The sequence below is a fragment of the Rahnella sp. CFA14(1/10) genome, from assembly GCF_004195095.1.
GTDB lineage: Bacteria > Pseudomonadota > Gammaproteobacteria > Enterobacterales > Enterobacteriaceae > Rahnella > Rahnella perminowiae.
Genome location: NZ_SEWS01000007.1, coordinates 249,852 through 262,575, shown reverse-complemented (window position 1 = coordinate 262,575; position 12,724 = coordinate 249,852). Strand labels below are relative to the sequence as shown.

Sequence of the window (12,724 nt, the reverse complement as noted above, 5' to 3'; positions counted from 1 at the left end):
CTTATTTGTTTTTAGCACGTTCGAAAGAGGTCACGATTTCAGCTTTTGCTGCAGCAGCATCTGCCCAACCGTCAACTTTGACCCATTTGCCTTTTTCCAGCGCTTTATATTGCTCGAAGAAGTGGGTGATCTGGCCGCGCAGCAGTTCTGGCAGGTCATTCACATCTTTAATGTGATCGTATTCTTTGCTCAGTTTGGTGTGCGGAACCGCAACAACTTTCGCATCTTCGCCAGATTCGTCCGTCATTTTCAGAACGCCTACCGGACGGCAACGGATCACAGAACCTGGTTGCAGCGGGTATGGTGTTGGAACCAGAACGTCAACCGGGTCGCCATCCAGAGACAGCGTGTGGTTGATGTAACCGTAGTTGCACGGGTAGAACATCGCAGTAGACATGAAACGGTCTACAAACAGTGCACCGGTGTCTTTGTCTACTTCGTACTTGATTGGGTCTGCGTTTGCAGGGATTTCGATCACTACGTAGATATCTTCTGGCAGTTCTTTGCCTGCCGGCACATTCAGTAAGCTCATTGTTGGTTTCCTTCGTTGAACCAGGAATAGAGTGCTGCACATTATAGCCAACTCTCCCGCGATTTCCCGCCCTTTTCATCGAATCGTATATGCGCATTCCCCGGCATGACCTGCTGTTCAACCCCGGCTGAATCTTCCGTCCTGGCAGTAAAATTTACTTGCCTGACATTTTTCCGCGTAACTGCCTGTTTTTCCCTTTCTTATCAAGATATTCAAACTATTGCCGATAACAATATTCAAACAAAAAATCAGGATTAACCTGATCCCTACCCATCTGATGCAACTCCTTTTCACCTGAATGGCTGGATAACACCGTATGTTGAATAAGTTGAGCGTAAAAGCCGGTCTGATTGGCCTGCTGGTAGTTATGACATTGATTCTGTTGCTGGTTAGCGTACTGGGTGCAAATGCCATCCGGCAAAGTGCGATTTCGCTGCAACACATTAACCAGCTTCAGGGCGATGAACTGGGTTCACTGGCCGACAGCTACAGTTTTTCGCTGCGCACGCGTGTTGCCAGCGGTGTGGCGGTGCGTCAGCTGGAAATTGGCATGATGGATGATGCGAAAAATACAGCAAACCGCATTGCCGGTTATATCCAACAAGCCGATGCCGATCTGGCGAAATTTGTCAGCATCCAGGATGATACTCAGCAGGGCAGAGATTTATCCGATGCGGTGAAGAAAACCTATGATGCCTATAAAGCTAACGGATTAATGCCGCTGCTGGCAGCAATCCAGGCGCAAAGTGCAGACGGCTATTACGATGTGCTGGAAAATAAAATCACGCCTTACAGCAATGCTTATGATAAAGCGCTGGCGGATTTCCGTACCTACGCCGTAGATAACACCCGTCAGCGGATCGAACAGGCCCGCGCCAATGCACGTATTCAGCTGACGGTGATTATCACGAGTTTTATCATCGCGCTGATTATCGCTGTGCTGGCGTGGTTCGCGTTGCAAAAAATCATTATGCATCCGCTGAATTTCTCTATCGCGCAGCTTGAATATATCGCCAGGGGCGATCTGACCCACGAAATAGATGATTCCCGTAATAACGAAATGGGGCGTCTGCTGAAAGCGATGAAGCAGATGCAGGATTCACTGGCATTGTCTGTCGGTCGCGTACGTGATGCCGGAAATCAGATCGATGTCGGCTCGCGCGAGCTGGCTGCCGGTAACGTCCACCTGGCGCAGCGTACCGAAGAATCTGCCGCGTCGCTGGAGGAAACTGCCGCGAGTATGGAACAGCTGACTTCAACCGTTCGCATGAATGCGGCAAACTCTGACCAGGCTAATCAGCTGGCGCAAAGTGTGTCATTGATTGCGAATAAAGGCAGTGAGGTCGTCCATCAGGTCATGGATAAAATGCAGGGCATCACAGAGAGCTCAAAACGTATCGGCGATATTATTACGGTCATTGATGGCATTGCCTTCCAGACCAATATTCTGGCGCTGAATGCGGCCGTTGAAGCTGCGCGTGCAGGTGAGCAGGGCCGCGGCTTTGCCGTGGTGGCGGGTGAAGTGCGAAGCCTGGCGCAACGCAGTGCTCAATCTGCCAAAGAGATTAAAGAACTGATCGTGGATTCTGAAAGCCGGGTCGCTGAAGGTTCAGAGATGGTGAAATCCGCTGCAGACACTATGCTGGAAATCTCCGGCGAAGTGACGCGTGTGACCAGCCTGATGCGTGAAATTTCTATCGCGACGACAGAACAAACGCACGGCATCGAACAGGTGAACGTGGCGATTACGCAGATGGATCAGGTGGCGCAGCAAAATGCCGCGCTGGTGGAGCAGGCGACAGCAGCCACGCGTTCACTGGAAGAGCAGGCGCAGTTACTGGCAAAAAGCATGGCGGTATTTAAACTCAATCGCGCCGATCATTTCTGAGAACAGAAATCCTGAACGGTAAACAATAAAAAAGGTGGCCCTAAGGTCACCTTTTTACATTCAGGTCAATGCGAAGCTACACAGGGACCACGCTCATGTTGTGATGATTCTGATATGTCGTTCAGTTATTCATCCGGGAACTGGGCGATAAAGCGTTCTGCGTCTTCAACCATCGAACAGTTGCCTACAAAGAAGGGTGCACGCTCATGCAGTTTCTGCGGGATGATATCCAGAATACGGTTTTTACCGTCACTGGCTTTACCGCCTGCCTGCTCGGCCAGGAAAGCCATTGGGTTGCATTCATACAGCAGGCGCAGTTTTCCGTTCGGATGGCTGGCCGTGCTTGGATAAATATAGATGCCACCTTTCAGCAGGTTGCGGTGGAAATCTGCCACCAGCGAGCCGATATAGCGTGAGGTATAAGGGCGTTGCGTCGCTTCATCCTGCTCCTGGCAATACTTGATGTATTTTTTAACGCCAAGCGGGAATTTAATGTAGTTGCCTTCGTTGATTGAGTACATATTGCCCTTTTCAGGGAAACAGACTTTTTCATGAGAGAGACAGAAAACACCGAGTGAAGGATCATAGGTAAAGGCATGCACGCCTGCGCCGGTGGTGTAAACGAGCATGGTGGAGGATCCATACACCACATAGCCTGCGGCAACCTGGCGGTTCCCCGGTTGCAGAAAGTCAGCTTCTGTTACCGGCTGGCCCAGCGGGGTAGTACGGCGGTAAATCGAGAAAATTGTTCCGACAGAGACGTTAACATCGATGTTTGAAGAACCATCCAGCGGATCCATCAAAATGACGTATTTTGCGTTTTCAGCGCGTTCACCTTCGAAAATGACAATCTCATCTTCTTCTTCCGATGCGATACCGGCAATTTCACCACGCGCCTTCATTGCGGCTTTTAATTTTTCATTGGCGTACAGATCAAGCTTCATCTGTACTTCACCCTGCACATTCTCTGCACCACTGGTACCCAGAATGTCGACCAGACCCGCTTTGTTGATATCACGGTGAATGATTTTAGCGCCGAGTTTTATTGCTGAAAGTAACGCCGTGAGTTCACCCGTTGCATGTGGAAAATCTTGCTGCTTCTCAACAATAAATTCGCCTAACGTTTTCATGACACTTTCCCTGAATCGAGGATAGATAACGGTACGTTAATAAAAATTTCACAAGAACGTGAGCAGTTTAGCCCAAATATATGGATGAATCATAGGCAAATCCATTTCTTCTGGAGGATTCTGAGCGTTAGAATAGCGGCTGACTTAAAGGCATTAATGGAAAATATATGCGCATTCATATTCTTGGGATTTGCGGCACGTTTATGGGCGGGCTGGCGATGCTGGCACGTGCACAGGGGCATCAGGTAACCGGTTCGGACGATAACGTTTATCCACCGATGAGTACGCTGCTGGAAAATCAGGGAATCGACCTGATCCAGGGGTACGATCCTGCCCAGTTAGATCCTCAACCGGATCTGGTGATCATCGGCAACGCGATGACGCGCGGTAATCCTTGCGTCGAAGCCGTGCTGGAGCAGGGGATCCCTTATGTCTCGGGCCCGCAATGGTTACATGATCATGTCCTGCCAGAGCGCTGGGTCATTGCTGTTGCGGGGACGCACGGTAAAACCACCACTGCCGGCATGGTCACGTGGATCCTGGAGGCTTGTGGTTATGAACCCGGGTATGTCATCGGCGGCGTTCCGGGCAATTTTGAGGTGTCCGCGCGTCTGGGCAACAGCCCGTTTATGGTGCTGGAAGCCGACGAATATGACTGTGCGTTCTTCGATAAACGTTCCAAATTCGTTCATTACAGCCCGCGTACGCTGATCCTCAACAACCTTGAGTTCGATCACGCTGACATCTTTGATGATCTGAAAGCGATTCAGAAACAGTTCCACCATCTTGTACGTCTGGTGCCAGGCAAGGGGAAAATCATTCTGCCTGAGCACGACACGCCGCTGAAACAAGTGATGGCAATGGGGTGCTGGAGTGAGCAGGAATTTGTCGGTGATGCCGAAAATTGTGTATGGGATGCGAAAAAACTGACGCCGGATTCCAGCACTTTCGAGGTTTATCTGCATGGCGAAGCCGTCGGGCAGGTGAACTGGAGTTTGGTTGGCGAGCACAACATGCATAACGGTCTGATGGCGATTGCTGCTGCACGCCATGTGGGTGTGAAGCCGGAAGATGCCTGCAGGGCACTTGGCGATTTCATTAATGCCCGCCGTCGCCTTGAATTGCGCGGCGTAGAAAATAACGTCTGTGTGTACGACGATTTTGCTCACCATCCGACGGCTATACTGGCGACGCTTGCTGCATTGCGCAGCAAAGTCGGCGGAACTGCGCGTATTCTGGCGGTGCTGGAGCCCCGTTCAAATACCATGAAAATGGGCATGAGTAAAAATGAACTGGCACCTTCGCTGGGCCGTGCTGATGAAGTTTTCCTTTTACAGCCACAGCACATTCCCTGGCAGGTGGCCGAAGTGGCTGAACATTGTATTCAGCCAGCTCACTGGAGTGCAGATGTCGATTCTCTGGTGGATATGGTGATTAAGGCCTCGCAGCCTGGCGATCATATTCTGGTCATGAGCAATGGCGGATTTGGTGGCATACATGAAAAGCTGTTAGCGGCACTGGCTGTTAAAGCGAAAACCGTCCCGGAGCAATAATCCTGGCGCATTATGAGAGTTAAGCACAGCAGCCGCTGTGCTTTTTTTATGTCTGTGAGTGGCCGGAGCAAGTCATTCAAGTCATTAACGGGCAAAAAAAAAGCCCTCGAAAAGTTGAGGGCCAAAGGGTGTCGTCGGACAGGACGACGAGGGTATCGTTAGCAAGAGAGTCAGGCAGTGGCAGTGTCAACTCTCTTTCCAGCCTCAACAGCGCTCATTATCACTGGTTTGTGGCTGTTGAAACCCGGTAACGCTAATTCAATAAATACTCAAACAGTGGTTTTATCTCAGTGAGAAACTCAGAAATCTTATTGATAGATTTCTGCTGTCGCGTGATAAGCGCCGTTGTTATAAGCCTCGATCACACGGAAAGATTTCGCGCCTTTGCTTTCAGCTTTATCAGACAACTGCTGGCGGATATCCATTGGCACGCCGTTGACGCCACTGACGCTAATCGTGCCCATAGGTCGCAGATTTTCTGCTTGCTGGTTTGTGACAAGCTGCGCGGCAGAGGTAGCAAAAGAAACAGCAGACAACAGGCTAAGTGCGGCAATAGTGGTAATAATTTTCATGATATTTTCCTGAATATACAGACGTTGGTGCTTTTCATCAGAGAGCAACGTCAATTGAGGTTTGGATTTATCAGGGCTGTAATATCGGGTTCAGGAGCACGTAAAGCGTGCGGGAACGTAGATGGTGCAGTGACAAATCCTTCTTAGTGCGCATTGCGCGGGCCTGAGTCATTCAGGCCCCTTCGCTTCTTTTACCTGAACTTATTGGTAAATTTCTGCGGTCGCGTGGTAGTTACCTTCCTCACGAACTTCGATAACCCGGAATGCTTTAGCACCTTTGGTATCGGCTTTATCTGACAGCGCCTGACGGATATCTGATGGGGCGCCGGCTACGCCACTGACGCTGATCATGCCTGTTGGCTGCATTGTTGAAGCTTGTTCTTGCGTAACAGGTTGTGCTGCAAAAACACCAAATGACAATGCAGAGAGAATGCTTAATGTTGCGATAGTAGTTTTAACTTTCATGATTTTGACCTCGTCGATTTTATTATGTTTCTAACAACTGGTGCTTCACACCACGGAAATGAGTATACATCTAGTCACGTCATAAATTAATAGCGAGCTAATAGTAATTTAGGTTGTTATATGTCAACTATTTGTATTTTTAATAACAAAAAAGCATAAAAAAAGAGTAAAAAATGGTCTTTTTAGGTTAATTTTTCGTAAAATCAATAAGTTGAATGAATTTGACTATTTGTGCTTATTTTTGCTGTGAATCACATACTGGAAAACTTTATGTGACGGAATTTAACCGAAATGGGGGTGTGCGGGCGGCTGTTTTGATAAACGCAAAGGCAGTAATCAATGAAGGGAAGTGTATTGAATGAGGTCAGAGGGAGTGATCTTCTGACCTCAGGCACAGAATGAGGGCGTCAAAAGGAGCAAAATGTTGCAGCCCTATAGCTCTTGCTCAAACAAACTAAGAATCGCATCGTGTAATTGTTTGACGCTAAATCCACGGGCCGGTGTCGTGAAGATCGTATCATCGCCGGCAATGGTTCCGAGGATCCCTTCGGATTTCCCCAGGGAGTCAAGTAAACGCGCGATCAGTTGTGCGGCTCCCGGGCTGGTTCGGATCACCACAACGGCATCGTTATAATCGATATCCAGCACCAGATTTTTCAGAGGGCTGGTCGTTGTCGGCACGCCAATCTCAGCAGGCAGGCAGTACACCATTTCCATCTTCGCATTACGGGTTCTGACGGCACCAAATTTTGTCAGCATCCTTGAGACTTTTGACTGATTGATATTTTCGAAACCATCATCCTGAAGAGCGACAACAATCTCGCCCTGAGAACTGAATTTCTCTTCCTTCAACAGCGCTTTGAAGGCTTTGATCAAATCTTCCTGTTTAGCAGGATTACGCATTTTGCACCCTGTTCTCTGAATCATAGTGGGGCTGATTATGCAGATAATTGAATTTTTATGCAACAGAGGTTAACTGCAAAAATCATTAATTAAGCTTGCGACAAGGAATGTAAGTGACGAATTCCCCACGATGATTTCATGAATATGCCAAAATTTTGCATTACGGCTGAGCTGTATTGCACAAGAGTTTACTCTCATGATCTCGATTCAGCTCTCACATTGGACCGAATTTAACCATTTATTAACCTGGCCTATTTTGTGGTGCTACTTTTAATGATGAAGCTTTCCGATAAAAAGTGATTAAAAGCGGAAAAGGTCGACCAGGAGGTGTTTTTTTACTTTCTAAACGACCCACCTCAGATTCTCTGCAGGTAAGCGATTGTTTTTAACGGCGTAAGTGATTAAGGTCACACCCAATTAATTCCACGACACTTATAAGTTAATGATAAAAAAGGAGTATAGGATGAAAGTTGCAGTTCTAGGTGCTGCGGGTGGTATCGGTCAGGCCCTCGCGCTTCTGCTCAAGACCCAGCTACCTTCCGGTTCCGAACTCTCATTATATGATATCGCACCGGTCACTCCGGGTGTCGCCGTCGATCTCAGCCATATCCCTACCGCGGTTAAAATTAAAGGTTTCTGTGGTGAAGATGCTAAACCCGCTCTGGAAGGAGCCGACATCGTCCTGATTTCTGCGGGGGTGGCACGTAAACCGGGTATGGATCGTTCAGATCTGTTTAATGTGAATGCCGGGATTGTGCGCAATCTGATCCAACAAGTTGCCAGTACCTGCCCGAAAGCCTGCATCGGCATCATTACTAACCCGGTAAATACCACAGTCGCGATTGCTGCGGAAGTATTGAAAAATGCTGGTGTCTACGACAAAAACAAACTGTTTGGCGTAACGACCCTGGATACCATCCGCTCCAATACTTTCGTGGCTGAACTGAAGGGTAAGCCACCGGAAGATATCGAAGTGCCGGTTATCGGCGGCCACTCTGGTGTGACGATTCTGCCTTTATTGTCCCAGATCCCTGATATCTCTTTCACTGAAAGCGAGATTGCTTCTCTGACTCAACGTATTCAGAATGCCGGGACTGAAGTGGTGGAAGCTAAAGCCGGTGGCGGATCTGCGACGCTTTCGATGGGGCAGGCGGCTGCACGCTTCGGACTTTCACTGGTACGGGCGATGCAGGGTGAAAATAATGTGGTGGAATGTGCTTATGTGGAAGGTAAAGGCGATCATGCCCGATTTTTCGCACAACCCGTTCTGTTAGGCAAAAATGGTATTGCAGAACTTATCGATGTCGGTCAGCTCAGTGCGTTTGAACAACAATCGCTGGATTCTATGCTGGATATTCTTCGCAAAGATATTGAGCTCGGTGAACAGTTTATTAATAAGTGATCATTGAACAAAGCCGCCGGGTTAACTGGCGGCTTTTGCTTTTCTTAACGCGGTGTTTCATGGGTCGGACGGCAACGGCGTTCGATGATTTGTGAGGTTTTGGGATCAAAATACCGGCTAGGCCAGATCAGCGAGGGATGGACACCCAAAGCACCAGCGATAAGCAATTCTCCTTTTGGCCACGGCCGTGATAATGCATTAGAAAGTGTCGAAGAGCTCAGGCCTGCTGATCGTGATACTGCTGCGAGTGTGGTGCCCTTCTTTCTCAGTGCTGCAATAATATCTGCCTGATGCCAGTCTTCATTCCTTGTCGTCATGATATTTTCCTTCTGAAAATGACTTTCAATAAATATTTTATTAAACATAGATTTCAATACTGAGTGCACTCATTATATCAACCATATCAATGTTTCCTAAAATCCATTATTTTACTTATTTAGAAAATACATTCTTATTTTGATTTAGACAAACAAGTAAATTCCTTTTGCTTTTTGTGATTTGTATCGGTTTATAATATTTACATTGAATAACATTAAAATGAAAACGTAACTGATGTGTTCTTTTTTTGATCTAATTCATTTTTTACGTTGATGAAAGATAAAAATTCAGAGGGTTTTATTATATTTCAGGAGGGTTTTTTTTATCTCTAGTTTAATGTATCCATTTGTTCTATATGATTTTTTTAAATAATCTATTTTTGATTTTAAATTTTTTCTAAGATTTTATTTAACCTGCTTTCCGAAAAAAAATTTTAACCATCCTGACAAATGTTTGATAAACATAATTCATGGAAGCATTTAAATACATCTATAGACTCACTCCTGAAAATTGAATATCTTCTTTCTGTCAAATAGGTGTTTTTCTAAATGACTTGTGTTAGTACCATCCTTTATATAAACGCTCATTACCAGAAAATATTGGTATTACTCTCATGGATGTATAACAACAATCTTTCTTACTGACTTAATAAGAAACAAGGAATGTTATGAAAAAAGAGTGGTTTGCAGCAAAGGAACTGACCGGAAAAGAAGGACTGCCGACGTCAACCCAAGGTGTCCATGGGATGGCTCGCAGATTGTGCTGGATTAAACGCCGCAGGCTGGGTGTTCAGGGACGTGCAGTGGAATATCACATCGACAGTTTGCCCGGTAATGCCGCCGCCAGCTTATCAATGAATGAGAGTTCTGCTGAATATGTTTATACATCACATCAGGACCCACTGGCGATCTGGATTGAGAGTTATAAGCAACTGAGAGAACCTGAACGTGAAACGATCATTTCATTCATTGTGAGGGAAGGGATATCTGAGTTGCTCAACAGATTACGTGAGCCTGAAAAAAACTAGCACAATAGTGCCTGTCGTACCTGCCAGAATCAGCAGGCGCGACAGGCAAATGTCAGAAATCGCGTTTTACCGACATATGCGCAAGGCCTTCAAGCGCCGAGCGGTATTCGGACTCAGGCAGTACCTGAAGCGCCCGGATTGCTTTGTCAGCTTCTTCTTCGGCACGCTGGCGGGTATAAGCCAGAGAGCCCCACTGATGCATGGCTGCCAGCACAGGCTCCAGTAAATGACGCCCGTTACCTTCTTCAATAGCTTTGCGGATCATAGCAGATTGCTCAGCATCGCCGTGCCGCATTGCATGCAGAAGGGGCAGGGTGGGTTTGCCTTCATCAAGGTCATCGCCGGTGTTTTTACCCAGCGTTTCGCCATCAGCATCATAATCGAGCAAATCATCAATTAGCTGGAACGCCGTGCCCAGATAACGACCATAATCTTGCAAGGCGGTAATCTGCTCGCTGCTTCCACCCGCCAGCATGGCAGAGGCTTGCGATGCGGCTTCAAAAAGACGCGCCGTTTTGCTGTAAATCACCTGCATATAACTGGCTTCTGTGATGTCGGGATCGTTGCAATTAATCAATTGCTGCACTTCACCCTCTGCAATCACGTTAACCGCTTTTGCCATCAGAGCCAGAACAGGAAGCGATTCCAGATCAGTCATCATTTGAAAGGCGCGGGTGTAGATAAAATCGCCGACCAGTACGCTGGCGGCATTGCCAAATGCAGCGTTCGCCGTTGCTTTTCCCCGACGCATATCTGATTCGTCGACCACATCATCATGCAGCAGTGTGGCGGTATGAATAAACTCAATCAGGGCGGCAACCGTGATGTGTTTATCGCCCTTGTAGGATAGTGCTTTGGCTGCCAGTACTGCTATCATCGGGCGGATACGTTTGCCGCCGCCACTGATGATGTAATATCCCAGTTGATTGATGAGAGAAACCTCTGAATTCAACTGTTCAAGGATGGATGCGTTGACGGCAGCCATGTCGTCCTGGGTAAGATCAATAATCTGTTCTAGGTTCATTGTGTTTTTTCAGCTGTTGTTCTCTTCACCGCAATGAGGTCTGGCTCACATTGGCACATGGCGCTAACTGTAAAGGGGATTGTACTTGAAAAACAGTGTAGATAAATGCTATCGGAAGAACTGCGCTTTTTTTCTTCTTTTGTCGTGATTGTGCTCTTGTCTTATGCTGATTTTTTGCGTAGAATTCGCGCCCTATTGTGAATATTTATAGCGCCCTCTGGACTATACAAAGTTGAGTGCGCGGAAAGCGGAGTTTTATATGTACGCGGTTTTCCAAAGTGGTGGTAAACAACACCGTGTCAGCGAAGGACAGACTATTCGTCTGGAGAAGCTGGACGTTGCAACTGGCGAAGCTATCGAATTCGATCAGGTTCTGATGATTGCAAACGGTGAAGAAATCAACATCGGCCTGCCTTTAGTTGCTGGCGGTGTAATCAAAGCTGAAGTCGTTGCTCACGGTCGTGGCGAAAAGGTCAAAATCGTTAAGTTTCGTCGTCGTAAACACTATCGTAAGCAGCAGGGCCACCGTCAGTGGTTCACTGACGTTAAAATCACCGGCATCAGCGCTTAAGATTAGGAGAGCGGAACAATGGCACACAAAAAGGCTGGCGGCTCCACACGTAACGGTCGCGATTCAGAAGCTAAACGTCTGGGCGTAAAACGCTTTGGCGGCGAAGCAGTACTGGCAGGCAGCATCATCGTTCGTCAGCGCGGCACCAAATTCCACGCGGGTATCAACGTGGGTTGCGGCAAGGACCACACTCTGTTTGCTTTGGCTGACGGTAAAGTCAAGTTCGAAGTTAAAGGCCCGAAAAACCGTAAGTACATCAGCATCGAAGCTGAATAAGTTTTTCGCGTCTTAGTAAATAGATGTAAGCCCCGCAATTCGTTGCGGGGCTTTTTACATTCTGGTTAGCCCATTCTGGCGGGATATGGATACGAAATCGCAGGCACCTGTCGGGATTCTGTTGGCGCTGATTACTGCCATGAGTTGGGGTTCTTTGCCTATAGCCCTGAAGCAGGTGTTAGTGGTAATGGATCCCTTTACCGTGGTCTGGTATCGGTTTTCGATAGCTGCGATCGTATTGGGTTGCATTCTGGCGGTAAGACGCCGATTGCCCTCTAAAGCGATTTTCAGCCGCCCGCGCTGGTTGATCTTAGTGCTGGTCGCCACCTGCGGATTGCTGGGAAACTTTGTGCTTTTTAGTTCCTCTTTGCAGTTTCTCAGTCCAACGGCGTCGCAGGTTATCGGCCAGCTTTCTCCGGTCGGTATGATGGTGGCCAGCGTTATCATCCTCAAAGAAAGGATGCGCGTGACGCAGGTCATTGGCGCTCTTATGCTAATTTTCGGGCTGATATTGTTTTTCAATACCAGCCTGATTGAAATTTTTACCCGTCTGACAGATTACACTCTGGGTGTGATTTTTGGCGTCGGGGCAGCGATGGTCTGGGTGATATACGGTGTGGCGCAAAAGGTATTGCTGCGCCAACTGGCTTCACCGCAAATCCTGTTTTTGCTGTACACTTTATGTTCTATCGCATTGCTCCCGCTGGCCAGCCCGGCGGTGCTTTCACAGCTCAGCGGCTGGCAGTTTGCCTGTCTGTTGTTTTGCGGCGCGAATACCTTAGTGGGATATGGCGCCTTAGCGGAAGCGATGGCGAGATGGCAGGCGGCTCAGGTGAGTGCTTTAGTAACACTCACTCCGCTGTTTACCCTGCTATTTTCAGATTTATTGGCACTTGCCTGGCCTGACTTTTTTGCTGCACCGGTGCTTAATTTCATTGGGTATCTTGGTGCATTTGTGGTGGTGGCAGGTGCAATGTTTTCCGCAATTGGCCATCGATGGTGGCCACGTCGGACAGAGCAAAACCTGGTAGCTAAACGTTAGCTGCCCGGCGAATGATTTACG

Annotated in this window: 14 protein-coding genes; 7 read left to right on the top strand and 7 right to left on the bottom strand. The window is 47.8% G+C overall.

Going from position 1 to position 12,724, the window contains the following annotated elements; translation table 11 throughout:
• Position 1 precedes the first annotated feature (1 nt).
• The gene (gene ppa / locus EVX52_RS15825) at positions 2–532 is read right to left on the bottom strand and encodes an inorganic diphosphatase (RefSeq protein WP_129954299.1); all 531 of its coding nucleotides are present in this window, start codon (positions 530–532) and stop codon (positions 2–4) included.
• A gap of 316 nt (positions 533–848) precedes the next feature.
• Here ppa and EVX52_RS15820 point away from each other — a divergent pair, with 316 nt between their 5' ends.
• Positions 849–2,420: a methyl-accepting chemotaxis protein gene (locus EVX52_RS15820; RefSeq protein WP_129991637.1), complete on the top strand. Its 1,572-nt coding sequence runs from the start codon at positions 849–851 to the stop codon at positions 2,418–2,420.
• Positions 2,421–2,545: 125 nt separating this feature from the next.
• On the opposite strand, the gene fbp is transcribed toward EVX52_RS15820, so the two are convergent.
• A complete protein-coding gene (gene fbp / locus EVX52_RS15815; RefSeq protein WP_129954303.1) occupies positions 2,546–3,550 on the bottom strand; it encodes a class 1 fructose-bisphosphatase in 1,005 nt (334 codons plus the stop codon).
• Positions 3,551–3,717: 167 nt separating this feature from the next.
• Between fbp and mpl the strand changes: the two genes are divergently transcribed.
• Entirely contained in the window at positions 3,718–5,103 is a 1,386-nt protein-coding gene (mpl, locus tag EVX52_RS15810) for a UDP-N-acetylmuramate:L-alanyl-gamma-D-glutamyl-meso-diaminopimelate ligase (RefSeq protein WP_129954305.1), read from the top strand.
• A gap of 308 nt (positions 5,104–5,411) precedes the next feature.
• On the opposite strand, the gene yhcN (EVX52_RS15805) is transcribed toward mpl, so the two are convergent.
• The 3 genes from yhcN (EVX52_RS15805) to argR form a co-directional block, all read right to left on the bottom strand.
• Entirely contained in the window at positions 5,412–5,675 is a 264-nt protein-coding gene (gene yhcN / locus EVX52_RS15805; protein ID WP_129954307.1) for a peroxide/acid stress response protein YhcN, read from the bottom strand.
• Between the two features lie 201 nt (positions 5,676–5,876).
• Positions 5,877–6,140 carry a peroxide/acid stress response protein YhcN gene (gene yhcN / locus EVX52_RS15800; RefSeq protein WP_129954309.1) on the bottom strand — a complete coding sequence of 88 codons (264 nt, stop codon included), beginning with the start codon at positions 6,138–6,140 and terminating at the stop codon, positions 5,877–5,879.
• Positions 6,141–6,572: 432 nt separating this feature from the next.
• Complete coding sequence (gene argR, locus EVX52_RS15795) at positions 6,573–7,043, bottom strand: transcriptional regulator ArgR (protein WP_095923673.1); 471 nt, start codon at positions 7,041–7,043, stop codon at positions 6,573–6,575.
• A 463-nt stretch (positions 7,044–7,506) separates the two neighbouring features.
• Between argR and mdh the strand changes: the two genes are divergently transcribed.
• Complete coding sequence (gene mdh, locus EVX52_RS15790; protein ID WP_129954311.1) at positions 7,507–8,445, top strand: malate dehydrogenase; 939 nt, start codon at positions 7,507–7,509, stop codon at positions 8,443–8,445.
• A gap of 44 nt (positions 8,446–8,489) precedes the next feature.
• On the opposite strand, the gene EVX52_RS15785 is transcribed toward mdh, so the two are convergent.
• The gene (locus EVX52_RS15785; RefSeq protein ID WP_129954313.1) at positions 8,490–8,762 is read right to left on the bottom strand and encodes a helix-turn-helix transcriptional regulator; all 273 of its coding nucleotides are present in this window, start codon (positions 8,760–8,762) and stop codon (positions 8,490–8,492) included.
• Between the two features lie 668 nt (positions 8,763–9,430).
• On the opposite strand from EVX52_RS15785, the gene EVX52_RS15780 reads away from it, so the two are divergent.
• Positions 9,431–9,790: a DNA-binding protein gene (locus tag EVX52_RS15780; RefSeq protein WP_129954315.1), complete on the top strand. Its 360-nt coding sequence runs from the start codon at positions 9,431–9,433 to the stop codon at positions 9,788–9,790.
• Positions 9,791–9,842: 52 nt separating this feature from the next.
• Here the strand turns inward: EVX52_RS15780 and ispB are convergent, their stop codons facing one another.
• Entirely contained in the window at positions 9,843–10,814 is a 972-nt protein-coding gene (ispB, locus tag EVX52_RS15775) for an octaprenyl diphosphate synthase (protein ID WP_129954317.1), read from the bottom strand.
• Positions 10,815–11,073: 259 nt separating this feature from the next.
• On the opposite strand from ispB, the gene rplU reads away from it, so the two are divergent.
• The 3 genes from rplU (at position 11,074) to EVX52_RS15760 (ending at position 12,703) form a co-directional block, all read left to right on the top strand.
• Entirely contained in the window at positions 11,074–11,385 is a 312-nt protein-coding gene (rplU, locus tag EVX52_RS15770) for a 50S ribosomal protein L21 (protein WP_013573804.1), read from the top strand.
• An 18-nt stretch (positions 11,386–11,403) separates the two neighbouring features.
• Complete coding sequence (gene rpmA, locus EVX52_RS15765) at positions 11,404–11,661, top strand: 50S ribosomal protein L27 (RefSeq protein WP_013573805.1); 258 nt, start codon at positions 11,404–11,406, stop codon at positions 11,659–11,661.
• 85 nt (positions 11,662–11,746) lie between these two features.
• The gene (locus tag EVX52_RS15760; protein ID WP_129954319.1) at positions 11,747–12,703 is read left to right on the top strand and encodes a DMT family transporter; all 957 of its coding nucleotides are present in this window, start codon (positions 11,747–11,749) and stop codon (positions 12,701–12,703) included.
• Positions 12,704–12,724: the final 21 nt, after the last annotated feature.

Bases quoted from the DNA above. Each gene is read 5' to 3' on its own strand.
- ppa (WP_129954299.1), bottom strand. From the start codon at position 532: ATGAGCTTACTGAATGTGCCGGCAGGCAAAGAACTGCCAGAAGATATC.
- EVX52_RS15820 (WP_129991637.1), top strand. From the start codon at position 849: ATGTTGAATAAGTTGAGCGTAAAAGCCGGTCTGATTGGCCTGCTGGTA.
- fbp (WP_129954303.1), bottom strand. From the start codon at position 3,550: ATGAAAACGTTAGGCGAATTTATTGTTGAGAAGCAGCAAGATTTTCCA.
- mpl (WP_129954305.1), top strand. From the start codon at position 3,718: ATGCGCATTCATATTCTTGGGATTTGCGGCACGTTTATGGGCGGGCTG.
- yhcN (WP_129954307.1), bottom strand. From the start codon at position 5,675: ATGAAAATTATTACCACTATTGCCGCACTTAGCCTGTTGTCTGCTGTT.
- yhcN (WP_129954309.1), bottom strand. From the start codon at position 6,140: ATGAAAGTTAAAACTACTATCGCAACATTAAGCATTCTCTCTGCATTG.
- argR (WP_095923673.1), bottom strand. From the start codon at position 7,043: ATGCGTAATCCTGCTAAACAGGAAGATTTGATCAAAGCCTTCAAAGCG.
- mdh (WP_129954311.1), top strand. From the start codon at position 7,507: ATGAAAGTTGCAGTTCTAGGTGCTGCGGGTGGTATCGGTCAGGCCCTC.
- EVX52_RS15785 (WP_129954313.1), bottom strand. From the start codon at position 8,762: ATGACGACAAGGAATGAAGACTGGCATCAGGCAGATATTATTGCAGCA.
- EVX52_RS15780 (WP_129954315.1), top strand. From the start codon at position 9,431: ATGAAAAAAGAGTGGTTTGCAGCAAAGGAACTGACCGGAAAAGAAGGA.
- ispB (WP_129954317.1), bottom strand. From the start codon at position 10,814: ATGAACCTAGAACAGATTATTGATCTTACCCAGGACGACATGGCTGCC.
- rplU (WP_013573804.1), top strand. From the start codon at position 11,074: ATGTACGCGGTTTTCCAAAGTGGTGGTAAACAACACCGTGTCAGCGAA.
- rpmA (WP_013573805.1), top strand. From the start codon at position 11,404: ATGGCACACAAAAAGGCTGGCGGCTCCACACGTAACGGTCGCGATTCA.
- EVX52_RS15760 (WP_129954319.1), top strand. From the start codon at position 11,747: ATGGATACGAAATCGCAGGCACCTGTCGGGATTCTGTTGGCGCTGATT.